Origin of the sequence: Pelagibius sp. (assembly GCF_965227505.1) — a bacterium.
Lineage (GTDB): Bacteria > Pseudomonadota > Alphaproteobacteria > Kiloniellales > Kiloniellaceae > Pelagibius.
Map to the genome: position 1 here is coordinate 2,096,807 of NZ_OZ245757.1, position 23,301 is coordinate 2,120,107.

Consider the following 23,301-nt stretch of genomic DNA (forward strand, 5'->3'; position numbering starts at 1 on the left):
GTCAGGCTGGACCGTCGCTTTCGTCTCCAGCCATCAGAAAGCGGCGACGGGCGCGCCGGTACCGTACGACCAGAACCAGCAGGGCCAGCGGCAGCAGGACAACCATCGCCGCGATCGCCAGCACCCAGATCAGGAGCATCAGCGGGAGGAACTCCCCCGCCGCCGTGCTGGTCAGGGCCTCGACAACCCCGAACACCCAGCCCGCCGCATAGAAGCCGAGGCCGGCCAGCATCGCGAGGGCGGCGTAGAACAGCGCGCCCGGCCCGGCCGCCGCAAGGAACAGAAGGTCGACGGCGAGAAGGCTGTAGGCGATCGCCAGACCGCTGGCCAGAATGGCGATCTTGCGCAGGAGTACCTGATGTTCGGGCATGATCTCCCGGATCCTCTCGCTCGGAACTACCGACCGCCCTCTCTGCTAATGGGCGTCCCGGGTCAGTCGCGCCGGCGAAGTCACAGGTTCAAGGCCCGGCGCCGGCGGCCTATGATATCCTGTTGCAGAAAGACTTCTTAACCGGCCCAACCTCCCATAGCCCAACCTGCCATAGCCCAACCTTCCATGTCACAGACCCCGTCAGACAGCACCACCCCTGGCACCATCCCGGGAACAATCTACGTCGACGCCGATGCCTGCCCGGTGAAGCAGGAGATCTACAAGGTCGCGGAGCGGCACGGCTGGACCGTGCAGGTGGTGGCCAACGACATCATCGCCCTGCCGGTCCATCCTCTGATCAAGCGCGTGGTGGTGGACGGAGGTTTCGATGCCGCCGACGACTGGATCGCCGAACGGGCCGGTCCGGGCGACGTCGTAATCACCGCCGACGTGCCGCTGGCCAGTCGCTGCGTGACGGCCGGCGCCGCGGTCCTGGGCCACAACGGCAAGGCCTTTTCCGAGCGCTCCATCGGCATGCAGCTCGCCACCCGCAATCTGATGGCCGAACTGCGCGAGGCCGGCCAGGTGACCGGCGGCCCGCGGCCCTTCTCCCCGCGCGACCGCTCGGCCTTTCTCTCCGCCCTGCACGAAACCATCCTGCGCATCGCCCGCACTGCCCGCTCCCCCACTGGCCGCTCCCCCACTGCCCGCTAAGGCGCGTTCTCGGTAAGAGCGCTCTCCAGCCCGGCCGCAGTCGCAAAGCCGCCCCGCCCAAGCTTTGAAGTCAGCCCGCCAGGGCGTACCATCCTTGTCCGAGAAGACGCCTGATTGGAGCAGGGCAGCCAGCGTGGGAGACCGGGCGATGTCGGCGAAGATCGAAAAAAGCGATCGCGAGTGGCGCGAGATGCTGACCCGCGAACAGTACTATGTGACCCGCATGGCGGGGACCGAGCGGGCCTTCAGCGGGGCCTATCACGACTGCAAGATCCCGGGCCGCTACCACTGCATCTGTTGTGACGGCGTGCTCTTCGAGTCCAAGACGAAGTTCGATTCGGGTACGGGATGGCCGTCGTTTTACGCGCCGGCAGATCCCGCGGCGGTTGCAACCCGTGAAGACCGCAGCCTCTGGATGAGACGGACGGAGGTGCTTTGCGCGCGCTGCGATGCCCACCTCGGTCACGTCTTCGAGGACGGCCCGCCCCCGACGGGCCTGCGGTATTGCATGAATTCGGCAGCGCTAAAGCTGGTTCCAGCCGCCGGCGCGGCGGGCTAGAGCGGCCCTCCCGGCCTCGAACACCGGGATTCCGCCGGGAAAGTCGCCTGCGGGCAGCAGATTTCCGCATGGCGGCCATAGAACCGATTGAAATACGCAAGAACAATCGACATTTAAGGGCAGCTCAGCCATTGTGCGGGCCGCCGCGGCCGGACCTTCCCTTCAGACTCGGCCAACCGATCACCACCCGTCCTCCTTAACCAGCCCGAGAATCAGTTCCGGATATGACAGCGATAGCATTCTTGCAGGCTGGTGGCGGATTGGTGCTGTTGTTCATCGGTGGGGAGGTGCTGCTGCGCGGCGCCGTCGGCCTGTCGCTGCGCTTCGGCCTCTCCCCCCTTCTGATCGGCCTGACGGTGGTCGCCTTCGCCACATCGATGCCGGAGCTGGTGGTGACTCTGACCGCCGGCATTCAGGGCTCCACCGACATTGGCGTCGGCAACGTCGTCGGCTCGAACATCGCCAACATCCTGCTGATCCTTGGCGTCTCCGCGCTGCTCTGCCCGATCCTCAAGGAGCCCAAGCGTCTGCTCCGCGACATTGCGGTCATGGTGGGGGCCACGGCGGTTTTCATGGCGCTCGCCTTCATGGGCACCATGAGCCTGGTGCACGGCGTCATCATGATTGCCCTGCTGGTCGCCTATCTCTGGGCCAGCTATCGCGCGGAGCTGAAGGGCGGCAACGACGCGGACACCGGGCTCGAGGCGATCGAGGAAGCCGGCGCCGCACCCCGGTCGACCTGGGTGGCTCTTGTGCTGGTCATCGGCGGCATCGTCGCCCTGGCCGCCGGCTCGGAGCTGCTGGTGCGTGGCGCCCTGCAGATCGCCCGCGCCGCAGGGGTGTCGGAGTCGGTCATCGGCCTGACCCTGGTGGCCTTCGGCACTTCGCTGCCGGAACTGGCGACCGCGATCGTCGCCGCGGCCAGGGGCCATACCGAGGTGGCGCTGGGCAACGTGCTGGGGTCCAACATCTTCAACCTCCTGCTCATCCTCGGCTCGCTCTTCATCCTGACGCCGGTTGCGGTCTCGCCGGAGGTCCTGGGTTTCGACATCTGGATCCTGGCGGCGGCGACCCTGATTGCCGTGCCGGTCATGCTGATCGGAAAGAAAATGGGCCGCGTGTCAGGTGGCATATTCATTGCCCTTTACGTCGCCTTCATCTGGATTCAGTTCGAGCCGCAGAAGCCGGCGGTGGCCGAACCGCTGAGCAACGAAAGCGGACTGCGCCAGGCCGTATCCGTCGTGGCGCCGGGGTGATGCAGGGGTAACGCCGGGCTGGCCCGCAAAACGGCAAAGGCCGATACTGATGTCATGAGCAGCATGTCCAAAGCTCCGGCGGAGCCGCAATCCGCAAGCGCCCAGCCCGCGAGCACCCAGCCTGAGATTGTCGCCCAGCGCGTTGTGATCCGCGATCTGACCGTGTCCTGCAGCATCGGGGTCAGCGACGAGGAGCGTACCCGCCGCCAGCGTTTGCGCGTGAACCTGGAACTGCTTGTCGAACCGCTGCCGCCCAAGCACGACAACATCAACGAGGTGCTCGATTACGGTGTGCTGGCCGAGGCCATTCGCCGGCGCTGCGTGGCGGGCGGCGTGCGGCTGCTGGAAACCCTGGCCGAGGACCTCGCCGCCATCTGTTTCGGCTTTCCGCAGGTGTTGGAAGCCCGGATCAGAATCGAGAAGCTGGATCGCTACGCCGATATCGGCGGCATCGGCATCGAGATCGAACGCCGCCGTTAAGACCTTTCGACCAAGGGGCCCGGCCGCTAAACCCTTGCACTAGAAGCCAATCCCGGCTCCCGTGAGGTGTCAGTTTTACACAGGTTCCGTGGAGGTTGGATTACCCCCTTCGTGTAGGATGACTTTTTTGGGGCAGAGCCGTTTACTTTATTCTTGACTTGTTTTTTTACATTATAAATCAATGGATTGATATCATTTGCCTAAAATTTAAGCATATTAATAAAAGTGTAGAAATCCCTAAGCCTCGACTTCTGGCCACCTTAGATAATCACAGTTTTATCCACAGCTTCCGTGGATAGAATCCCCAGGGCCTCGGGAGCATTGACCAGAGGCCCGGGTGTTGGTTTTCTCCTTGCCGACGACCTCAGCCTAACCAATTGATTCGCAATGGCCAGACCCCCGAAGCGCCGCCTGAGCGACCCCTCCATCGGTGGCAAGCGCTCCGCCATGGGCATGGAGGAGGACCCCGCAGAGCCCTATCTGCCGCAGCCTGCGGCAGAGGGTGAGGCGGCCACACCAGGCTTTGCCGAAACGCCGGAAGACGACATCCTTGGCCAGGGTCTGGCGCGCGGCGTCGCCGTGATCGCCGAAACGGTGAAGACCCTGACCGCCAGTTCCGGCGTCTACCGCATGATGAACCGGCGCGGCGATGCGCTCTATGTCGGCAAGGCCCGCAACCTGAAACGCCGCGTCACGGCTTACACGCAGATTGGCAAGCTGCCCCGGCGCCTGCAGCGCATGGTCGCCGAGACCGTGGCCATGGAGGTGGTGGAGACCCACACCGAAGTCGAAGCGCTGCTGCTGGAAAGCAACCTCATCAAGCGCTTCATGCCGCGCTACAACGTGCTGCTGCGCGACGACAAGTCGTTCCCCTATATCCTGCTGACCGACGATCACGCGGTACCGCAGATCACCAAGCACCGCGGCGCCCAGAACCGCGAGGGCGACTACTTCGGTCCTTTCGCGTCGGCCGGTGCGGTGAACCGCACGATCACGGCTTTGGAGCGCGCCTTTCTTCTGCGCTCCTGTTCCGATGCGGTCTACGCGGCACGCACAAGGCCCTGCCTGATGTATCAGATCAAGCGCTGCTCGGCCCCCTGCGTCGAGCGCATCTCGGCGGCCGACTACCAGGACCTGGTGCGTCAGGCGCGCGAGTTCCTGACCGGCCGATCGCAGGAGGTGCAGCAGCAGCTTGCCGCCGCCATGGAGTCGGCGGCGGAGAACCTGGACTTCGAATCCGCCGCCACCTACCGCGACCGCATCCGCGCCCTCGCCCACATTCAGTCGCACCAGGACATCAATATCGAAGGCGTCGACAATGCCGACGTCATCGCCGCCCACGAGGAGGGCGGGCAGATCTGCCTGCAGGTCTTCTTCTTCCGCGCCGGGCGCAACTACGGCAACCGCGCCTATTTCCCCAGCCACGACAAGAGCCTGGGCATCGGCGAGGTGCTGGGGGCCTTCCTCGCCCAGTTCTACGAGAACAAGCCGGTACCCAAGACCATCCTGGTCAGCCACCGCCTGGACGAAGAAGACCTGCTCACCGAAGCGCTGTCGATGAAGGCGGACCGCAAGATCGAGATCCTGCGCCCGCAGCGGGGCGCCAAGCGCAAGCTGATCGACAACGCCCTGCACAACGCCCGCGAGGCCCTGGCCCGCCGCCTGGCGGAGAGCAGCAGCCAGCGCCGTCTGCTGGAGAAGCTGGCCGAGGTCTTCGCCCTGGACGGCACGCCCGAGCGTATCGAAATCTACGACAACAGCCATATCCAGGGCAGCGAGCCCTACGGCGGCATGGTGGTGGCCGGACCGGAGGGTTTCGTCAAGAACGCCTACCGCAAGTTCCGCATCAAGGACCCGGGGACCGCCGCCGGCGACGACTACGCCATGATGCGCGAGGTCCTGACCCGTCGCTTCAAGCGCGCCCTGAAGGAAGACCCGGAACGCAGCGGCGGGACCTGGCCCGACCTCGTGCTGCTGGACGGCGGCCAGGGGCAGCTCAACAGCGGCCGGGAGGTGCTGGCCGATCTCGGCCTCGGCGACCTGCCGATCGCTGCGGTGGCCAAGGGACCGGACCGCGACGCCGGGCGCGAGCGCATCTTCGTTCCCGGCAAGGCCTCCTTCATGCTGCAGCCGCGCGACCCCCTGCTCTACTTCATCCAGCGTCTGCGCGACGAGGCGCACCGCTTCGCCATCGGCAGCCACCGGGCCGGACGCTCGAAGGCGCGGCTGCGCTCGGTGCTTGACGAGGTGCCGGGCATCGGCGCCAAGCGCAAAAAGGCCCTGTTGCTGCATTTCGGCGCGGCCAAGGCCGTGGCCCGCGCCGGCCTGACCGATCTGGAAGCGGTGGAAGGCATCAGCAAGACCGTGGCGCGCAAGATCTACGACCATTTCCACCGGGAGGGCTGATGGCGCAGGGCCTTGCGTGAACATTTCACGCAGTGGGTGGCCCGGCGCCGCTGTGCTACAAAGAGGGGTCGTTGCAGCAGTTCCGGAGCGCTGTTCCCGGCGCCGTACGAGATTAGGAAGGAAGACCGGCGGTCATGCTGACCAGCCTGCCCAATCTGTTGACGCTTTCGCGGATCGCAGCCATCCCGCTGCTGCTGATCCTGATATATTTCGACACGCCGCTGCTGCGCTGGCTGGCGCTGGCCGGCTATATCCTCGCCTGCATCACCGACTACTTCGACGGCTATCTGGCCCGCCACAGGAACGAGGTTTCGCCGCTGGGCCGCTTCCTCGACCCCATCGCCGACAAGCTGCTGGTGGCCTCGCTCATCGTCATGCTGGTGGCGACGCAACAGATCGCCGGTCTGCTCGTCATACCGGCGATCATCATCCTGGCGCGCGAGATCCTGGTCTCCGGCCTGCGCGAGTATCTGGCGGAGATCAAGGTTTCGGTTCCGGTCACCGCGTTGGCCAAGTGGAAGACGACCATCCAGATGATTGCCCTCGGCTTCCTCATCGTCGGCGACGCCGGCCCGGCGGTGATCCCCGTGCAGTTCATCGGCGAAGCGGGGCTCTGGATTGCCGGTGTGCTGACCGCGATCACCGGCTACGACTATCTTGCACGCGGTCTGAAACACATGGTCGGCGAGGAAAGCAAGAGCCGATGAAAGGCACGGATCTATGAAAGTCATCGGTTTCGCCGGCTGGAGCGGCAGCGGCAAGACCACGGTGGTCACCCAGCTGATCCCGGTGCTGGTGGGCCGCGGCCTCAGGGTCTCGACCATGAAGCACGCCCACCATGCTTTCGATGTCGACAAGCCCGGCAAGGACTCCTACCAACACCGCGCCGCCGGGGCGACCGAGGTGATGATCGGCTCCGGCAAGCGCTGGGCCCTGATGCACGAGCTGCGTGAGGAGGCGGAGCCGGACAGCACGGCCCTGATGACACACATGAGCCCGGTCGACCTCTTGATCATCGAGGGCTGGAAAAAGGAAGGCCACGAGAAGATCGAGATCCACCGCCCCGCCCACGGCAAGCCGCTGATCCAGCCCGACGACCCCAAGGTGGTCGCCGTCGCCGCCGACGCGGAGCTGCCCGGCCTGCCGGTGCCCCGCCTCGACCTCAACGACATCGAGGCCATCGCCGACTTCATCATCGACCACTGCGGCCTCGCCGAACAGACGGCGGCCCAGTAACACCCATGGCCCAGCTCACCGACGACTGCTTTGCCCAGGGCGGCCCGCTGATGCGGGTGGAAGAGGCACGCCGGCTGCTGACCGAGCGTATTACCGCCGTCACCGACAGCGAGCGCGTGCCCCTGACCGAAGCGCTGGGGCGCATCCTGGCGGAGGACGTGGTCTCGCCGGTGAACATTCCGCCGGCCCCAAACTCCGCCGTCGACGGCTATGCGGTCTACCACGCCGACCTGGACCCGGAGCAGGAGACCCGCCTGCCGGTCGCCGGGCGCATCACCGCCGGTCAGCAGGACCTGCCCGCAGCCCGGCGTGGCACGGCCGTGCGCATCTTCACCGGCGCGCGCATGCCGGCCGGCGAGGATGGCGGCCCCGAGACCGTGATGATGCAGGAGGACTGCACGCTGGAGGGCGAGACCGTCGTGATCCGCCCGGGCATCAAGCGCGGCGCCAACGCCCGTGAGGCCGGCGAGGACGTGTCCGAAGGCGCGACCGTGCTCCACGCCGGCCAGCGCCTGCGCCCCCAGGACGTCGGCCAGGCCGCCGCCGTCGGGCGGCAGGACCTGCTGGTCTCCACCCGCCTGAAGGTGGCGCTGTTTTCCACCGGCGACGAGTTGCGGGAGCCGGGCGACGCCCTCGGCCCCGGCGCGATCTACGATTCCAACCGCTATACCATCCACGCGCTGCTCACCGGGCTCGGATGTGCGGTCGACGACCTCGGCATCCTGCCCGACCGGCTCGATACCGTGCGCGATGCCCTGGACGGCGCAGGGGGAAGGCACGACCTCATCGTCACCTCCGGCGGCGTCTCGGTCGGCGAGGAGGACCACGTGAAATCAGCCGTCGAGGCGCTGGGCCAACTGCATCTCTGGCGCCTCGCCGTGAAGCCGGGCCGGCCCATCGCCCTCGGCCAGGTGGGCCGCGTGCCCTTCGTCGGCCTGCCGGGCAACCCCGTCGCCGTGGTGGTGACCTTCCTGACCGTCGTGCGCCCCCTCATCCTCCGCCTGATGGGCGGCCAGGACGCGCCGCCGCATACCTTCCGGGTGCGCGCCGGCTTCGACCACAAGAAAAAGAAGGACCGGCGGGAGTGGGTGCGCGCGCGGCTCGTCGGCGACCCCTCCGGTGCGCTCACCGCCGAGAAGTTCCCGCGCGACGGCGCCGGCATCCTCTCCTCCCTGGTCGCCGCCGACGGCCTGGTGGAGCTGCCCGAGGACTTGACCCGCCTGGAGGCGGGCGCGATGGTGGAGTTCCTGCCCTTCAGCGAAGTGGCGCAATAACCTATATACTAAGTGACCCATGTCTCTATCGAGGCCTCTCATCCTTCGAGACGCTTGCGGGCGCAAGCTCCTCAGGATGAGGCGGGAGCCTGGACAGAGAGCCTCACCCTGAGGAGGTGCGGAACGCACCGTCTCGAAGGGTGCGGCAAAAGGAAGAGGACGACCGTGAAGCTGCTGTATTTCGCCTGGGTGAAGACCAAGACGGGCCTCTCCGAAGAGGAGGTGACGCCGCCGGAGGGCGTCGCCACCGTGGCCGAGCTGCTGACCTGGCTGGAAGGCCGCGGGCCGGAATTCGCCGACGCGCTGTCCGACCGCGAGGCCATCCGCGTGGCGGTGAACCAGTCCTTCGCCAAGCCCGGCGACCCGGTCGGCCCCAATGACGAGGTCGCGCTCTTCCCGCCGGTGACGGGAGGTTAGAGGTGATAAAGGTTCAGGAGCAGGACTTCGACGTCGGCTCAGAGCTGGCCAAGCTGACCGACGGCAACACCGCCATCGGCGGGCTCGCCGTCTTCGTCGGCCTGGTGCGGGATATGGCCGGCGGCAGCGGCGTCAGCGCCATGACCCTGGAGCATTACCCGGCCATGACCGAGAAGATGCTGGCCGAGATCGAGGCCGAAGCGCAGGCGCGCTGGCCGCTGGAGGCGAGCCTCATCATCCACCGCTACGGGCGCCTGGAGCCCGGCGATCAGATCGTCCTGGTGGCCGCCGCTTCGGCCCACCGCGAGGCCGCCTTCGAGGCCTGCCAGTTCCTCATGGACTGGCTGAAGACCAAGGCCCCCTTCTGGAAGCTGGAGGAAACCGACCAGGGTGCTCTCTGGGTCGACGCCCGCTCCAGCGACGATGCCGCCGCTGCACGCTGGGTGAAGCGGGATCCGGATGCGGCGGAGTGAAGCGTCCAAGAAGCTGGACACATCACTTCTTCAGGGCCGCAGGTTTAAGCTATGGCACTACCTCGCAAGCCACAGCCACCTGCTGATCCGCAGCAGCATCGATGTTCGGGAAACCACCAACATCGATCTCTGGTTCGTCAACGTCAGGTACGTCGAGCTGGGAGTCTATCTCGGCGAAGTCAGTCTTGATGAGCCGACCGAGGAAGAGCGCGCCCGGCTACGGGTGCACGATGAGTTTCTCGACCAAAAACAGATAACCGTCATCGTGTCGGACGTGGGCCGCAGCCTCGTCGTCTCCAGCCTCGTTCACATCGAAGAAAACACGCTGGACCTTTTCGAGACACCCTATGGGAGCGCTGGTGGGCTCTCAGGCGGCATCGGGAACTTGCCCAGGGTGTAACCTTCCTGCTTGGCTTCCGCGCCGGACGGCCTGCCTCCGTTCGCTTCACACCCTTCGAGACGCGGTCCTTCGGTCCGCTCCTCAGGGTGAGGTTTCCACTCTTCCTCATCCTGAGAAGGGCCGAAGGCCCGTCTCGAAGGATGAAGCAGCCGCACGAGTGTCTAGCGCTTCCGGCGTGAAGCGAGATCAGAAAGGACGCCGAAATCGCCCTTGATCAAGGCTTCCTTCTTCTCGCGCCGCCAGCCTTTCAGGCGCCGCTCCATAGCGACCGCATCCGTGATCCGCTCGAACGCCTGCGACCACTCCAGAACGACGGGACGGCGCGGCCGCGTGTAACCGCGAAGCGATCCATCAATATGCTCGCGATCCGTTCCTCAAGCGACTTGCGCGTGGAGCCCACGTAGTAGCTGCCGTCGGCGCAACGCAGAATGTAGACAAAGGCGGACATACGGAGCCTATCGCGCTGGAGCGGCTGCCCACCCTTCGAGACGCTTGCTCCGCAAGCTCCTCAGGGTGAGGCTTTACCCTACCCTCATCCTGAGGAGCCCCACAGGGGCGTCTCGAAGGATGGGCGGCTAGCTGCGCTCTGACCGCCCCAGCGTCAGAACCGCCGCCAGCGCCAGCCAGCAGGCGGCGACAACCGCGAGCACCGTAAAGCCGAAGTCGGCGTAGACCAGGCCCATGGCGGCGCCGGCCAGGAAGTGGGCGATGTAGGTGACGCCGCTGTAGAGGCCCATGACCGCGCCGCGTGTCTGCTCCGGGCCGCCCGAGAGCTGCGAGACGATGATGTTGAGGCCGATGTGGTTGAGCACGCCCCAGAGCCCCGACAGCAGCAGGATTGCCGTTGGCCCGACGGCGGCGGCCCAGGGCTGGGCCAGGTAGAGCAGGGCCAGCAGGACGAAGACCGGCGCCGCGACCCGCCAGGGACCGAGGCGGTCGAGCAGGCCGTCGAAAACCATGGCCGCGCCGAAGCCGAGGCCGTAGGCCAGCGCAACCAGCCCGCCGAGGCCGGCGCCCGCGTCGTGCAGCCCGCGCAGGTGATCGCTGAGGAATGTATAGGTGCCGTAGAAGGCGATCATATAGGCCAGCGTCACCAGCAGCAGGCGGAGGACGCCCGGCTGGCTCAGAGCCCGGCGGTAGCCGGCGCCGGCGTTGGCCTGGTCGGCGCCGCGCCGCGGCAGGCTGAGAAAACTGAACGCCGAGAGCGCCGCCAGGCCGGCCAGCACGCCAAAAGCGCCACGCCAGCCGAGCTGGTCGGACAGCAGGGCGGCCAGCGGCACCCCCAGCACCAGGGCCAGCGACCAGCCGGTGATGACCCGCCCGACGGCGCGCGCCCGCAGGGCCTCGGGCGAGAGGTCGCCGGCCAGCGCATAGACCGAGGGCAGGATCACCCCCGCCGCCAGGCCGCAGGCGCCCAACGCCGCGGTGAGTATCCACCCGTCGGCCGCCAGGGCCGCCGCGAGCAGCGCCGCCCCCAGGGCCAGCATGGCGGCGATCAGGGTCGGGCGCCGCGGCCAGAGATCGAGGCGCGGCGCCGCGGCCAGCGCCGCCAGGGCGACGCCGGCGCCATAGGCGCCGTGGGCCCGGCCGATGGCCGCCGGCCCGACCCCCAGGTCCCGCGCCATGTCGGTCAGCATCGGCGCCACCATCAGCGCCTGGATGCCGACCACGGTGATGCCCAGCATCAGGCAGGCCAGATAGCGGCTCTGGGCGCCGGTGAACCTCGCGCCTCCCGCGCCCAGGGTCGTCTCCGCCATGGTCCCCTCCGTCGTTCGCTGTTGGACGAGGGTCTATAGATAGCCGAACGTCATTCGGCTCAAAGCGGAATTAACCCCATTCAAGAAAATACGAATGGCGTTCTGTGCCGAACCTGATAAGGTCATCCGATGGACGCGATGGACCGAAAACTGTTAGGCCTGCTGGCCGAGGATGCCACCCTCTCCTACAAGGACATGGGGGAGCAGCTGCACCTCTCGGCGCCGGCCGTGCACGAGCGGGTGAAGAAGCTGAAGAAGGCCGGCGCCATCACCGGTACGGTGGCGCGCCTCGACGGCGCCGCGGTCGGCCGTCCGCTCTGCGCCTTCATCCACATGGATACCGAGGGCTGGGGCAAGTCGCCGGAACTGATGGCGATCCAGGACGACTCCCGGGTCGAGGAGATCCACGCCGTGGCCGGCGACACCTGCGTCATCCTGAAGGTGCGCTGCGAGAGCACGAAGGCGCTGGAGGACATCCTCCATCGCCTCTACCAGGTCCCCGGCATGATCCGCACCCAGTCCTACATCGTCCTCAACACCTACCTGGAGCGCGGTCCAGGGGTGTAGAGCGAGGGCCGGAGGCTCGTTCCAAAGCAAAGGGCTATGACGACTGCACAGGACGGACTGTTTCTCTGACGAAGCAAGTACTGGACTTCGATAAGCGATCCGCGGTTAGCGCGTTATCAGAAAGCCCAACCTAAGTCCTCATGCTGAGGAGGGCCGCAGGCTCGTCTCGAAGCATGAAGTCACCGCACGGAAGACTATCGTCGTCGCCGCGCGGCGAGATCAGGAAGGGCGGCGGTGTCGCCTCTGATCAACGCCTCTTTCTTTTCCCGCCGCCAGCCTTTCACACGCCGCTCCATAGCGATGGCATCGGTGATCCGCTCGAAACTCTGCGACCACACCAAGACAACGGGCCTACGCGACCGGGTATAGCCTCCAAGCAGGCCGTTACTATGCTCGACCACGCGCTCTTCGAGTGACTTGCGCGTCGAGCCGACATAGTAGCTGCCGTCTGCACAGCGCAAGATATAGACGAAGGCGGCCATAACAATTCCAGTGAATTGGAGCAGCGGCCCACCCTTCGAGACGCTTGCTCTGCAAGCTCCTCAGGGTGAGGTCTTCACCTTAATCTTGGCCCAGCCGGAAGCCGAAGGGGTAGGAAGCCGAAAGAGCGTCTTGTGGGGCACGCGGCATGTTCTCAGATTCTACTCTTCATACCCAATCACCACCACCTCCAGCTCCTGGTCGCCGGCCGGGCGTTTCCAGGTGATGAGGTCGCCGACGGCGGCACCGTCCAAAGCGCGCGCGAGCGGCGAAACGTAGCTGACCTTGCCGGCCTGCGGATCGGCCTCGTCCTCGCCGACGATCTGATAGACGTGGTGTTCGCCTGCCTCGTCCTCCACCGTCACCACGGCGCCGAAGGCGACGCTGTCGCGCGGCTGTCCGGCGAGGTCGACCGGGATGGCGCTGCGCAGGCGTTCCTCCCAATAGCGGACCTCCTGTTCGACCCGCGGCAAGTGGGACTGGGCGGCAAGTTCGTCATCATGCTCTTTCAGTTTCGCGCGCTCGGTTTCGTACTCCTGGCATTTGTCGCGCAGCATCTGAAGCCCGGCAGGCGTTACCAGATTGGGGTGCTCGGAGATCGGCAGATCGACCCGTTCCTCCGGCGCGCCGGCATCGTCCTCTTTTACAAAGGCGCGGGACATCTGCGTTCTCCTTTCCACAAAAAGAAAACCGGGCGGCCCCTTGTCGGTGCCGCCCGGCCATTTTCTTGTTGGTCGGCACCGGCCCGCTCCCCCTCCCGGCCACCCATAGGATACTGGCGTTGGGTGGCCGGGAGGGGGAGCGGGCTGGACCCGCCGCGACGTCAGTCGCGAAAAAACATACTACGCCACCTTGGCCGCGGCGTGCTGGCGCACCAGCGCGTCGTAGTCGGTCATCAGGTTGCGGGTGATCTCGCCCGGGGTGAAGTGGCGGCCCTCGATCTCCGAGACCGGGGTGACCTCGACGGCGGTGCCGGTGAGGAAGACCTCCTGCGTGCGGTCCAGCTCCTCCGGCATCAGCACCCGCTCGATCACCTCGTAGCCGCGGCGCTTGGCCAGCTCGATGACGGTGCGCCGGGTGATGCCGTCCAGGAAACAGTCGGGGATCGGCGTGTGCAGCTTGCCGTCCTGCACCAGGAAGACGTTGGCGCCGGTCGCCTCGGCGATCTGGCCGCGGTGGTCCAGCATCAACGCGTCGGCATAGCCCTTGGCCTCGGCGGCATGCTTGGAGAGCGTGCAGATCATGTAGAGGCCGGCGGCCTTGGACTTGCAGGGCGCGGTCTCCGGCGCCGGGCGGCGCCACTCGGCCCAGGCCATGCGGATGCCCTTGAGGCGCGCTTCCGGCGTGAAGTAGGCCGGCCACTGCCAGGCGGCGACGGCGACATGAATCTTGGTGTGCTGGGCGGAGACCGCCATCATCTCGCTGCCGCGCCAGGCCACCGGGCGGACATAGCCGTCGACGATGCCGTTGGCCTCCAGCACCGCCATGGAGGCGGCATCGATCTCTTCGCGGCTGTAGGGGATCTCGAAGCCCAGCAGCGTGCCGGAGTCCAGCAGGCGCTGATGGTGCTCCTCCATCTTGAAGATGCGCCCGGCGTAGGAGCGCTCGCCCTCGAACACGCAGCTGCCGTAATGCAGCCCATGGCTCAGGACGTGGACCTTGGCATCGCGCCAGGGCAGCATCTCGCCGTTGTACCAGATGACGCCGTCACGGTCGTCGAAGGGAAGTATGGACATCGCTCTCTTGGTCCTTAAAACTCGGCCGCTCTCAAGGCGGCTCGTTTGCGTTCCCGGGCAGCTGCGGCAGGCGATCCGGCTCTATCCGGCCCTTGCCGCCCGCATGGCTAACCCCCAAACCCCCAGTAGATGATCCTCATTTTGCCGGTCCCCTTTTGCATGGAACGCTTCGGCGTAGATCACGGACATAATGCTCGACAGAAACCGCGCGGCGGCCTTCAATCCGCCCGGAAAATCAGTCAGTATTACTCACCAAACAGAGATTTTATTCATCAGATAGTCTCGAATTGATACTTTTTATCAATTCTGATGTCCCAGATGTAACAAGATTAGGCAGATATGTCAACATGGCTGACGTAAAAGGCGGACCCAACCCTCTCTTCCTGCGCGAGGAGGAGCTGCGCCAGGCGATGGAGCTGCTGTTTTTCGCCTATCGCGACTTCACCGGAGAGCCGGACCAGATCCTGGTGGACTACGGCTTCGGGCGGGCCCACCACCGGGTGATCTACTTCGTCGGACGCCACCCCGGCATCACGGTTTCCGAGCTTCTGGCGATCCTGAGGATCACCAAGCAGTCGCTGTCCCGGGTGCTGGGCCAGCTGGTGCGCGAGGGCTTCATCACCCAGCGCCCGGGCCTGCGCGACCGGCGCCAGCGGCTGCTGGAGCTGACGGACAAGGGCCGCGAACTGGAAGGCAAGCTGAGCGAGCGCCAGCGGGTGCGGATCGCGCGGGCCTACCGCAAGGCCGGGGCCGCGGCGGTGGAGGGTTTTCGCACCGTGCTGACCAACATCATCGACGAGCCGGACCGCGCCCGCTTCGAGCGGCCGGAGCCGCCGGCCGCCAAGCAGCCCGCCCGGCGTTAGGCTTGGCCCCCGCACATCTTGGCCCACCAAAGCTTGGCCCTGCAGGGCTTGGCCCCGCCAGACTTGTCCGGCGCTAGGCGTGAACGCCCGCACAACCTATACTTTGACCTATGACAGCCTCCGCCAGCGAGCCCGCCCACATCCTGGTCGTCGATGACGATACGCGGCTGCGCGACCTGCTGCAGCGCTACCTCAGCGAACAGGGCTTTCGTGTGACGACGGCCGTCGATGCCGCCGACGCGCGGGCCAAGCTGGCCTCCTTTGCCTTCGACCTGCTGGTGCTCGACATCATGATGCCCGGCGAGACCGGCCTGGAGATGACCCAGACCCTGCGCCGGGAAAGCAGCGTCCCGATCCTGCTGTTGACCGCCATGAACGAGACCGAGGACCGTATCGCCGGCTTCGAGTCCGGCGCCGACGACTATCTGCCCAAACCTTTCGAGCCGCGCGAACTGGTGCTGCGCGTGAACGCCATCCTGCGCCGTGTGCCGACGGCCCCTCCCAAGACCTCCTCGGCCATCACCTTCGGCGAGTTCAGTTTCGACCTGGACCGCGAGGAACTCACCCGGGCCGGCATCTACGTGCGTCTCACCACCGCCGAGACGTCGCTCCTGAAGGCGCTGGCGCGGCACGCGGGCGAGCCCATCACCCGCCAGGTTCTCTCCGATGAAAGCCAGGTCAGCGGCAACGCGCGCACCATCGACGTGCAGGTCACGCGGCTGCGGCGCAAGATCGAGAGCGATCCGAAGTTCCCGCGCTATCTGCAGACCGTCCGGGGCACCGGCTACGTGCTGATGACCGATTGATGTCGAGTGACGCCATGAAGAGCGACGCAGCCAGCGATGCGCCCGAGGCCCGCAACGCGGAGGCCGGCAGCGAAGCCAGGATCGAGCCCCGGACCGAGCCCGGGATGGAGGCAACCGGCAGCAGCGTGCTGAACCCGCTCTATCCGCAGGGCGGTCCGGGACCGATCCGGCGCTTCCTGCCGCGGTCGCTGCTCGGCCGTTCGCTCCTGATCATCGTCACGCCGCTGATCCTGCTTCAGGTGATCACCACCTGGATCTTCTACGACCGCCACTACGACACCATCACCAAGCGCTTGGCCCAGGGACTCGCCGGCGATGTCGCGGCCGTGGTGCGGCTGATCGACCGCGCCGAGACCAACGACGACCTTGTACAGGTCTTCAGCCTGGCCAGCGGCACCATGCGCCTGGAACTGTCGCTCAGCGAAGGCGCCGAGTTGCTCGTTCCCGACGACATCGTCATCCGCGGCATCGTCGACGCCCGCCTTCAGCTTGCTTTGGAGGAGCGGCTGCGCCGGCCTTTCGTGGTCGACACCCGCAGCCTTGACGAGCGCGTCGAGATCATGGTGCAGATGAACGAAGGCGTCCTGCGCGTTCTGGTGAGCGATGAGCGTCTTTTCTCCTCCACCACCTACCTCTTCATCTTCTGGACCATCGGCAGCTCCATTCTGCTGTTCGGCGTCGCCTTGATCTTCATGCGCAATCAGGTCAAGCCCATACGCCGCCTGGCGAACGCCGCGGAGGCCTTCGGCAAGGGGCGGGAGGTGTCGCAGTTCAAACCCGAAGGCGCCACCGAGGTGCGCCAGGCCGCCGTCGCTTTCATCAACATGCGCGACCGCCTGAACCGCCAGGTGCAGCAGCGCACCGAGATGCTGGCCGGCGTCAGCCACGACCTGCGCACACCGCTCACCCGCATGAAACTTCAGCTTGCCATGCTGAACGATGCCGCCGGCGTCGAGGAGCTGCAGTCCGATGTGACCGAGATGGAACACATGGTCGAGGGCTACCTCGCCTTCGCGCGCGGTGAAGGCAAGGAGGCGCCGGTCACGACGGACCTCTGCGCGCTGCTGCGTGACGTCGTCGGCCAGATGTCGCGCGACGGCGGCACCATCGACCTCCATCTGGAACAGGAGATCGCCCTGCCGCTGCGCCGCGAGGCCATGCGCCGCTGCCTGACCAACCTGATCGGCAACGCCCGGCGTTACGGCCAGCAGGTCTCGGTCCGCGCCGGCCGCCGCAAGACCGTGGTGGAAGTCATCATCGACGATGACGGACCGGGCATTCCCGCTGAGCGTTATGAAGACGTCTTCAAACCCTTCTTCCGGTTGGAGCAGTCACGCAACCCGACCACCGGCGGGGTCGGCCTGGGCCTGACCATCGCCCGGGACGTCGCCCGCAGCCACGGCGGGGATCTGGTGCTGGCGGAAGCGCCAGGCGGCGGCCTGCGTGCCCGGATCTGGCTGCCCACCTAGGGGAATTTGCGCCAGCAACGGCGTTTTTAGACAGCCTTAACCACTGGATCTCTATGCTGCCGGCCGCAGGAACCATGCCCGGACGGAGTGACCGATGAGCCCGACGAATGCGTTGATTTCCGAAGAAGCAGTCGACTCGCAAGTCGAGAGCGAGGCCCTTGACGAGGCCCGCGACCTGGTGTCGAACCTGGAACTGCGTGTTCAGCAGGTCAAGAACGGCGTTCTGGATCCCCGCGAGGCGGCGCGAACCCTGGCCATGGAGTCGGCCAACCTGCGCATGAAGGCCCGCGCCGTGAACCTCGTCGGCTTCGGTCCGCTGACCCACCGCCTGGACGAGTACCTGAGCGAGATCGAAGCGGTCGAAGAGCGTCACGCCAACGACCTGATCGCCTTCGCAGACCGCATCGGCAGCCTGCTGGACGGTGAGGCCGTGGACGCGGAGAACGTCTCCGAGGTGCTGCACGCTCTGCCGCAGCAAAGCGCCTTCAACGTCGATGACGTGGAGATCACCGACAAGGACGTGACGGTCATCATCCCGCAGCGCGCCGCCGCCAAGGTGGTGGGCCGCGAGCTGGCCGCCTGCGGCTACCGGGTGACCAGCGTCACCAACCCGATCGAGGCGCTGGAACTGATCCTGGAAACCAAGCCCGACCTGGTGATCACCGCGCAGGTGATGCCGCGGCTCAGCGGCGTCGATCTGGCCTGCGCCCTTTCCGCCATGCCGTCGACCCGTTCCATTCCCATCGCGCTCCTGACGAGCCTCGATCCGGATCACCCGGATCTGAAGTCGCTGCCGATGAACGTCGGGCTGATCCGCCGCGGCGCCCAGTTCGGCGACGACCTGGCCGACGTGCTTCAACGCTTCAACATCACCTGATCCCTTCCGAGACCGCCGCAGCCCAACCACCCCTGCCGCCGCCTGCAGTGGGCGGGCGGCCCGCAATGACAGCGGGCAATACCCCGGAATAACTCGCCCGCGCCACCAAGGTGTCATGGCAGGGGCCTTGACTCCCGCAGCCCTTGGGCGAACCCTGACGGCATTGGGGCAGGGTGATTTCCATCACTTGCGGAGGCGGTCCAATGAAATTGTCGAACATCTTTGCGTCGGGACTCTGTGCCGCGCTTGGCGGCGCGACCCTCGGTCTGGCGGTAACGGCGCTCGCCCAGTCGAATATGCCCAATGCCTGTCCGGTCGACGGCTGCGTGGTGAAGATCGCAGCCGTCGCGAAGGCGGGGACGGAACTGGCCGTGACCTTCGATGCCAACTTCATGCCCGATCTGTCGAAGAACCACATCCATATCTGGTGGGGCGAAAGCTATACGGTCGAGCAGGTCAGCAACAACGCCGAGCCCACCTACGGCGTGAAGCAGGGCGACTGGCACCCGACCGACGCCTACCCGGCCTACACCACGCAAAGCGCGGTATCGATCGGCGCGCGCAACGGCGCCCACACGCTCTGCGTGACGGCCGCCGATAGGAACCACGACATTCTCGATGCCAAGTCCTATCACTGCGTGGACGTGCGTGACCATCTGTAGACCTGCCGATGACGCTGCCCAGCTACGTCGGCCGCTACAGGGTTTGCGATGAGATTGCAAAGGGCGGCTTCGCGACAGTCGTGCGGGCTTGGGATGAAGAGCTTGAATCGTCCGTAGCGGTCAAGATCCTTCATCCCAACCTCGCCGAGGACGAAGCCCTGCAGTCGCGCTTCGTTGAGGAGGCCCGCCTCCTGCGGCGGGTTCGCTCGGCCCAGGTGGTGACGGTCCATGACGTCGGGCGCCTGAACGACGGCCGACCCTACTTCGTGATGGACTTCGCCGACCGCGGCACGCTGGCGCAACGTATCCGCCCGGACGACGGCACCAGCCCGGACCCGCGGGAACTCACAGTGCTGGTGGACGCCCTGGCGGACGGCCTGGCAGCGGTCCACGAGGCCGGGCTGGTGCACCGGGACGTCAAGCCGGCCAACATCCTGTTTCAGCTTGCGCGGCGCGCGCCGGTCGAAGCGGATGCGACGCTGGTGAACGAGCATCATACGCCGCAGGCTCTGCCGCATCAGCTCGTCGCCGCCGACGAGCGCGTTCTGGTCGGCGACCTCGGCATCGCCAAAGATCTCGTCAGGCACGGACCGCTGGCGACCATTGTCGGCGGCACCCCGCTTTACGAAGCGCCGGAGCAGCGCGACGGCGTCGGCGATGTGCTGCCGGCTGTCGACATCTATTCGGCGACCGCCCTGTTGTGGCACGTTCTGACGGGCCAGCGGCCGCCCCATGCCGAGGTGGTTGCAAGTCACCTGCCGTCCCTGCCCGCAGAGTGGCACCCGGTGATCGAACAGGGCATGGCTCTGGATCCTGCGGCGCGCTTCACCGGCATCGAAAGCTGGCGCGCGGCAATCCACGACGTCCTGGCCCGACTGGTTGCCGAGGCCGAAGACGAGATCCCGACCCGCATCGTGCCTGACGCCGGCGGCCGCGACACGGCCTGCCCCTACAAGGGCCTGGCGGCTTATCAGCCGGAAGACGCCGGCACCTTCTTCGGCCGCGAGGCTCTGGTCGACGAACTGGTGCGACGGATACAGTTGGAGCGGGTGCTCGTAGTGGGCGGTCCCTCGGGCAGCGGCAAGTCCTCCCTCGTGCGCGCCGGTCTGGTGCCGGCGCTGAAGGCCGGCGCCCTGCTCGGCAGCGATACCTGGCGCGCCATCCTGATGACGCCGGGCCGTGATCCGCTGACGGAGCTGCACTACGCCCTCACCAGCGCCCTGCCCGCCGGCAAGACCGCCATTCCGGTGGCCGACCTGCTGGCGCGACCCGGCCTCGCCCGGCATCTGGGGCGCAGCGACGAGACCGATACGCCGGTCCTGCTGTGCATCGATCAGTTCGAGGAACTCTTCACCCTGGCGCCGGAAAGCCAACGCCAAGCCTTTATCGGCGCCCTCTCGGCCATGACCGATCCGGCCGACAGCAGCGTCCGGGTGGTGATCGCCGTGCGGGCCGATTTCTACGCGGCCTGCGCCGAGGTGCCCTGGCTTGCCGAGCGCATCTCCGGGAACCAGGTCCTGGTCGGCCCGATGACCCGGTCCGAATTGCGCCGCGCCATCAGTGAACCGGCGCGCCGCGCCGGCCTCTACGTCGAGCGCAACCTGATCGAGGCGATCATCGAAGAAGCGGGCGAGGAAGCCGGTTCCCTGCCGCTGGTCGCCCACGCGCTGGTGGAAACCTGGCTGCGCCGCCAGGGCAACCGCCTGACGGTGGCCGGATATCGGGAAGCCGGCGGCGTCGCGGGAGCGATCAGCCAGACCGCCGAGGCCACCTATCAAAGCAGTTTCGGCAATGCGGAGCGCGATGCCACGCGGCGTCTCTTTCTGCGTCTGGTCACGCCCGGTGAAGAGACGCCTGACACCCGCCGCATCCTGGCGCGCGGGGAGATCGAACACGACAGTACGCCGAAGGTGCTGCAGCGTGTCGTTGAGCGCCTGACCGAGGCCAGGCTGCTGACCGTCGACGCTCAGAACGTCCAGATCGCCCACGAAGCGCTGCTCCGCACCTGGCCGCGGCTGCGCGACTGGATCGAGGAAAGCCGCGACGACCTGCGCACGCGCCAGCGCCTCGCCCGCGCCGCGGCGGAGTGGGACACCGCCGGCCGCGATGCCGACCTGCTGTACCGCGGCACCCCCCTGCTGGCAGCGCAGGACTGGGCGGCCAAGCGGCCCGACCTGCCGGGAGAACTCGACCGCGCCTTCATCGATGCCTCGGCCCGGGCCAAGGCCGAAGCGGTTACCGCTGCCACCGAGCGGCGGCGGCGGCAGCGGCGCACGCGCCGCGTGGCGGTGTCGATGCTGTCGTTTCTCGCGGTCGGCGCCTCAGCCGCCTCGGTCGTCGCCTTTCTGGCTCTGCGCGAAGCCCAGGAGAACGAGGAGCGGGCCGAGCGCGCCACCGCCGAAGCGACCGAACGCTTCGCCGGGGCACTGGGCGCCGCCGCCAACGGCCTGGTCGAAGCCGATCCGCTGCTGGCCCTGGCCCTCGCCGCCGAGGCGGTCGCCCGCTCCGGGCCGGGCCCCTCGGGCTTCGACGCCCGCGCCTCCATGATCGCCGCGCGCGATGCTCTCACCGGCGACGGCCCCTTTCTCGTCGGCAGCCCCGTCCCCGCCGGCGATGCCCTGGCGATTGCCATGACGCCGGACGGGACGCTGCTGGCCACCGGCCGGCGCGACGGCACCATAGAGATCATCGACGTCGCCATGCGCCGGCCTGTCGGCCCCAGTCTGCAAGGCCACAGCGGCGGCATCCAGGATCTTCATTTCACGCCCGACGCGCGCCACCTGGTCTCCGCCGGCGACGACGGTGCCGTCCACATCCGGGCTGTGGGGGACGGCCTGGGCGGCCAGGCGCGCACCATCGCCCAGTCGCAGGACATCGTCTGGGGCGTAAGGGTCGACCCTGCGGGAGATCGTCTCGCCGCCGCCGGTGAAGACGGCAGCGTCCGGCTCTGGGACGTGCCGAAGGGGGACGTGCCGAAGGGGGACATGGCGGAGGGTGCCCCGCCGCGCGCACCGCTGATCGATCGCGCCAGTGATTTCCTGAGCGTCCGCTTCACCCCCGACGGCAAGGGGCTGGTCGCAGGGACCGGGGCCGGCGACATCTTCGCCTGGGCGCTGCCGTCGGCGGAGTTCGTCTTCGAGCCGATCCGCAGCGCGCATACCAGCGACGTCTGGAGCCTGGCCTTCAGTCCGCAGGGCGACCGCTTCGCCACCGCCAGCAGCGACTCCACCTCGATGCTGGTCGACTACCCCGGAGGCAGAATCATCGGCCAGGCTTTCGCCGGCGCCGGAGCGATCAACGAAGTGGCCTTTGCCCCTGACGGAGAGACCCTGTTCGGCGGCGGGGGCGACGGCGCCCTGCATCTCTGGCAGCCGATCCGCAACGAACCTATCGCCTCGACGCCCAGCGGGCACAGCCGCGGCATCATCGACATCGAGGTCAGCCGCGACGGCCACCGCCTGGCGACCCTCGGCCGCGATCAGCTTGTGCGTCTCTGGCAGATGGGGATCGACCAGCCCCTGGCCAGCGCGCAGCGGGTGCCGGGTGCGGCGGCCAAGGGGCTGGCGGTCAGCGCCGACGGGCGCCTGCTGGCGGCCGGAGACGACAGTGGCGTGATCACGGTCTGGGACCCGCAGGCGCCTGGAAACGCCCAGGTCCTGACCGGCCATCGCCACCAGGTCTGGGCGCTGTCCTTCGCACCGGACGGAGGCCTGCTGGCGGCCGGAGACCGCAGCGGGGAGGTGCGGCTCTGGGACCTTGAGAGCGGCAGCCAGCACAGCCTGCTGAAGGGCGATCAGGGTGCGGTCTGGTCGCTCGCCTTTGCGGCCGGCGGCCAGCGGCTGATCGCGGCCAGCGACGGCGGCATCAGCCTCTGGGACGTCGCGGAGGGCACACGCGAGACAGTTCTGGACTATGACGGCGGTGCGGTGACCCGCGCCGCGCTGGCTCCCGACGAGAGCTTGCTGGCGGTGGCTGCGACCGACGGAGGCATCCGACTCTGGGACCTGGACGACGCCAGCCTGCGGCGGGAATTCCAGGCCGAGGACGATGTGATCTGGAGCCTCGCCTTCAGCCCGGACGGGCGCAGCCTTGCCGCAGCCTCCAGCGACGAGGTGGTGACGCTCTGGGACGTCGAGACCGGTGCCAACCTCGGCATCTTGACCGGCCACACCGGCGGTGCGACCGATCTGGCCTATCTTGCCGACGGCGTAACCCTGGTGGTCACCGACCGCAGCGGGCAGTTGCACCTCTGGGACGTCCCGACGGGCCGGCGCCTGGCGGAGGCCCGGCCGGGCCACGAGGGCGCCAGCTGGCGGGTGGCGGTCCATCCGGACGGCCAGCGCTTTGCCACCAGCGGCGACGACGGCCGGGTGCTGTTCTGGAACAGCCTGAGCATGGCCCGCGCCTGCGCCATCAGCAGCCATGCCTTCGACACCACCCGGCGCGATCAATACCTCGGCGTGGGCGAAGCCTCCCAGGCTTGCGCGCCGTGACGGCAG

At 67.1% G+C, this 23,301-nt stretch carries 24 protein-coding genes; 18 read left to right on the forward strand and 6 right to left on the reverse strand.

Features of this window, described 5'->3' with window-relative positions; all coding sequences use genetic code 11:
* Window position 1: 1 nt before the first annotated feature.
* Entirely contained in the window at window positions 2-370 is a 369-nt protein-coding gene (locus ACO06P_RS09830) for a hypothetical protein (RefSeq protein ID WP_420349939.1), read from the reverse strand.
* 186 nt (window positions 371-556) lie between these two features.
* Between ACO06P_RS09830 and ACO06P_RS09835 the strand changes: the two genes are divergently transcribed.
* From ACO06P_RS09835 to ACO06P_RS09885, 11 genes are all read left to right on the forward strand, one after another.
* Window positions 557-1,084, forward strand: coding sequence for a YaiI/YqxD family protein (locus ACO06P_RS09835; RefSeq protein WP_420349940.1), 528 nt, complete (start codon window positions 557-559; stop codon window positions 1,082-1,084).
* 148 nt (window positions 1,085-1,232) lie between these two features.
* Entirely contained in the window at window positions 1,233-1,643 is a 411-nt protein-coding gene (msrB, locus tag ACO06P_RS09840) for a peptide-methionine (R)-S-oxide reductase MsrB (RefSeq protein WP_420349941.1), read from the forward strand.
* A gap of 224 nt (window positions 1,644-1,867) precedes the next feature.
* Window positions 1,868-2,899 (forward strand): calcium/sodium antiporter, encoded by a 1,032-nt coding sequence (locus ACO06P_RS09845; protein ID WP_420349942.1) that lies wholly within the window; start codon window positions 1,868-1,870, stop codon window positions 2,897-2,899.
* A gap of 54 nt (window positions 2,900-2,953) precedes the next feature.
* The gene (locus ACO06P_RS09850) at window positions 2,954-3,379 is read left to right on the forward strand and encodes a dihydroneopterin aldolase (RefSeq protein ID WP_420349943.1); all 426 of its coding nucleotides are present in this window, start codon (window positions 2,954-2,956) and stop codon (window positions 3,377-3,379) included.
* A gap of 453 nt (window positions 3,380-3,832) precedes the next feature.
* Complete coding sequence (gene uvrC, locus ACO06P_RS09855; RefSeq protein WP_420349953.1) at window positions 3,833-5,785, forward strand: excinuclease ABC subunit UvrC; 1,953 nt, start codon at window positions 3,833-3,835, stop codon at window positions 5,783-5,785.
* A 134-nt stretch (window positions 5,786-5,919) separates the two neighbouring features.
* On the forward strand, window positions 5,920-6,492 hold the full coding sequence (pgsA, locus tag ACO06P_RS09860) for a CDP-diacylglycerol--glycerol-3-phosphate 3-phosphatidyltransferase (RefSeq protein WP_420349944.1): 573 nt from the start codon (window positions 5,920-5,922) through the stop codon (window positions 6,490-6,492).
* A 13-nt stretch (window positions 6,493-6,505) separates the two neighbouring features.
* On the forward strand, window positions 6,506-7,021 hold the full coding sequence (mobB, locus tag ACO06P_RS09865) for a molybdopterin-guanine dinucleotide biosynthesis protein B (RefSeq protein ID WP_420349945.1): 516 nt from the start codon (window positions 6,506-6,508) through the stop codon (window positions 7,019-7,021).
* Between the two features lie 5 nt (window positions 7,022-7,026).
* Window positions 7,027-8,295 (forward strand): gephyrin-like molybdotransferase Glp, encoded by a 1,269-nt coding sequence (gene glp, locus ACO06P_RS09870; RefSeq protein WP_420349946.1) that lies wholly within the window; start codon window positions 7,027-7,029, stop codon window positions 8,293-8,295.
* A 165-nt stretch (window positions 8,296-8,460) separates the two neighbouring features.
* A complete protein-coding gene (gene moaD / locus ACO06P_RS09875; RefSeq protein WP_420349947.1) occupies window positions 8,461-8,712 on the forward strand; it encodes a molybdopterin converting factor subunit 1 in 252 nt (83 codons plus the stop codon).
* A gap of 2 nt (window positions 8,713-8,714) precedes the next feature.
* Window positions 8,715-9,185 carry a molybdenum cofactor biosynthesis protein MoaE gene (locus ACO06P_RS09880; protein WP_420349948.1) on the forward strand — a complete coding sequence of 157 codons (471 nt, stop codon included), beginning with the start codon at window positions 8,715-8,717 and terminating at the stop codon, window positions 9,183-9,185.
* Entirely contained in the window at window positions 9,172-9,585 is a 414-nt protein-coding gene (locus tag ACO06P_RS09885; protein WP_420349949.1) for a hypothetical protein, read from the forward strand. Before ACO06P_RS09880 ends, ACO06P_RS09885 begins: the two co-directional genes overlap by 14 nt.
* 247 nt (window positions 9,586-9,832) lie before the next feature.
* Here ACO06P_RS09885 and ACO06P_RS09890 read toward each other — a convergent pair whose 3' ends face one another.
* Together ACO06P_RS09890 and ACO06P_RS09895 are read right to left on the reverse strand one after the other, a co-directional pair.
* Entirely contained in the window at window positions 9,833-10,033 is a 201-nt protein-coding gene (locus ACO06P_RS09890; RefSeq protein WP_421935177.1) for a GIY-YIG nuclease family protein, read from the reverse strand.
* A 127-nt stretch (window positions 10,034-10,160) separates the two neighbouring features.
* Window positions 10,161-11,342: an MFS transporter gene (locus ACO06P_RS09895; protein WP_421935178.1), complete on the reverse strand. Its 1,182-nt coding sequence runs from the start codon at window positions 11,340-11,342 to the stop codon at window positions 10,161-10,163.
* 138 nt (window positions 11,343-11,480) lie between these two features.
* Between ACO06P_RS09895 and ACO06P_RS09900 the strand changes: the two genes are divergently transcribed.
* Window positions 11,481-11,909, forward strand: coding sequence for an Lrp/AsnC family transcriptional regulator (locus ACO06P_RS09900; RefSeq protein WP_420345078.1), 429 nt, complete (start codon window positions 11,481-11,483; stop codon window positions 11,907-11,909).
* Window positions 11,910-12,103: 194 nt separating this feature from the next.
* Here the strand turns inward: ACO06P_RS09900 and ACO06P_RS09905 are convergent, their stop codons facing one another.
* The 3 genes from ACO06P_RS09905 to ACO06P_RS09915 all read right to left on the reverse strand — a co-directional run bounded on the left by ACO06P_RS09905 (window position 12,104) and on the right by ACO06P_RS09915 (window position 14,125).
* Window positions 12,104-12,391, reverse strand: a complete 288-nt coding sequence (locus ACO06P_RS09905) for a GIY-YIG nuclease family protein (protein ID WP_420345079.1) — start codon at window positions 12,389-12,391, stop codon at window positions 12,104-12,106.
* Window positions 12,392-12,550: 159 nt separating this feature from the next.
* Window positions 12,551-13,051, reverse strand: coding sequence for a GreA/GreB family elongation factor (locus ACO06P_RS09910; protein ID WP_420345080.1), 501 nt, complete (start codon window positions 13,049-13,051; stop codon window positions 12,551-12,553).
* Window positions 13,052-13,231: 180 nt separating this feature from the next.
* A complete protein-coding gene (locus tag ACO06P_RS09915) occupies window positions 13,232-14,125 on the reverse strand; it encodes a branched-chain amino acid aminotransferase (RefSeq protein WP_420345081.1) in 894 nt (297 codons plus the stop codon).
* A gap of 347 nt (window positions 14,126-14,472) precedes the next feature.
* Between ACO06P_RS09915 and ACO06P_RS09920 the strand changes: the two genes are divergently transcribed.
* The 6 genes from ACO06P_RS09920 (at window position 14,473) to ACO06P_RS09945 (ending at window position 23,295) form a co-directional block, all read left to right on the forward strand.
* Window positions 14,473-14,988 (forward strand): MarR family winged helix-turn-helix transcriptional regulator, encoded by a 516-nt coding sequence (locus ACO06P_RS09920; protein ID WP_420345082.1) that lies wholly within the window; start codon window positions 14,473-14,475, stop codon window positions 14,986-14,988.
* 110 nt (window positions 14,989-15,098) lie between these two features.
* On the forward strand, window positions 15,099-15,794 hold the full coding sequence (locus ACO06P_RS09925; RefSeq protein WP_420345083.1) for a response regulator: 696 nt from the start codon (window positions 15,099-15,101) through the stop codon (window positions 15,792-15,794).
* 14 nt (window positions 15,795-15,808) lie between these two features.
* A complete protein-coding gene (locus tag ACO06P_RS09930) occupies window positions 15,809-17,263 on the forward strand; it encodes an ATP-binding protein (RefSeq protein WP_420345084.1) in 1,455 nt (484 codons plus the stop codon).
* A gap of 94 nt (window positions 17,264-17,357) precedes the next feature.
* On the forward strand, window positions 17,358-18,140 hold the full coding sequence (locus ACO06P_RS09935) for a response regulator (RefSeq protein WP_420345085.1): 783 nt from the start codon (window positions 17,358-17,360) through the stop codon (window positions 18,138-18,140).
* A 203-nt stretch (window positions 18,141-18,343) separates the two neighbouring features.
* A complete protein-coding gene (locus ACO06P_RS09940) occupies window positions 18,344-18,802 on the forward strand; it encodes a hypothetical protein (protein ID WP_420345086.1) in 459 nt (152 codons plus the stop codon).
* A gap of 8 nt (window positions 18,803-18,810) precedes the next feature.
* Window positions 18,811-23,295, forward strand: coding sequence for a protein kinase domain-containing protein (locus ACO06P_RS09945; protein WP_420345087.1), 4,485 nt, complete (start codon window positions 18,811-18,813; stop codon window positions 23,293-23,295).
* Window positions 23,296-23,301 lie beyond the last annotated feature (6 nt).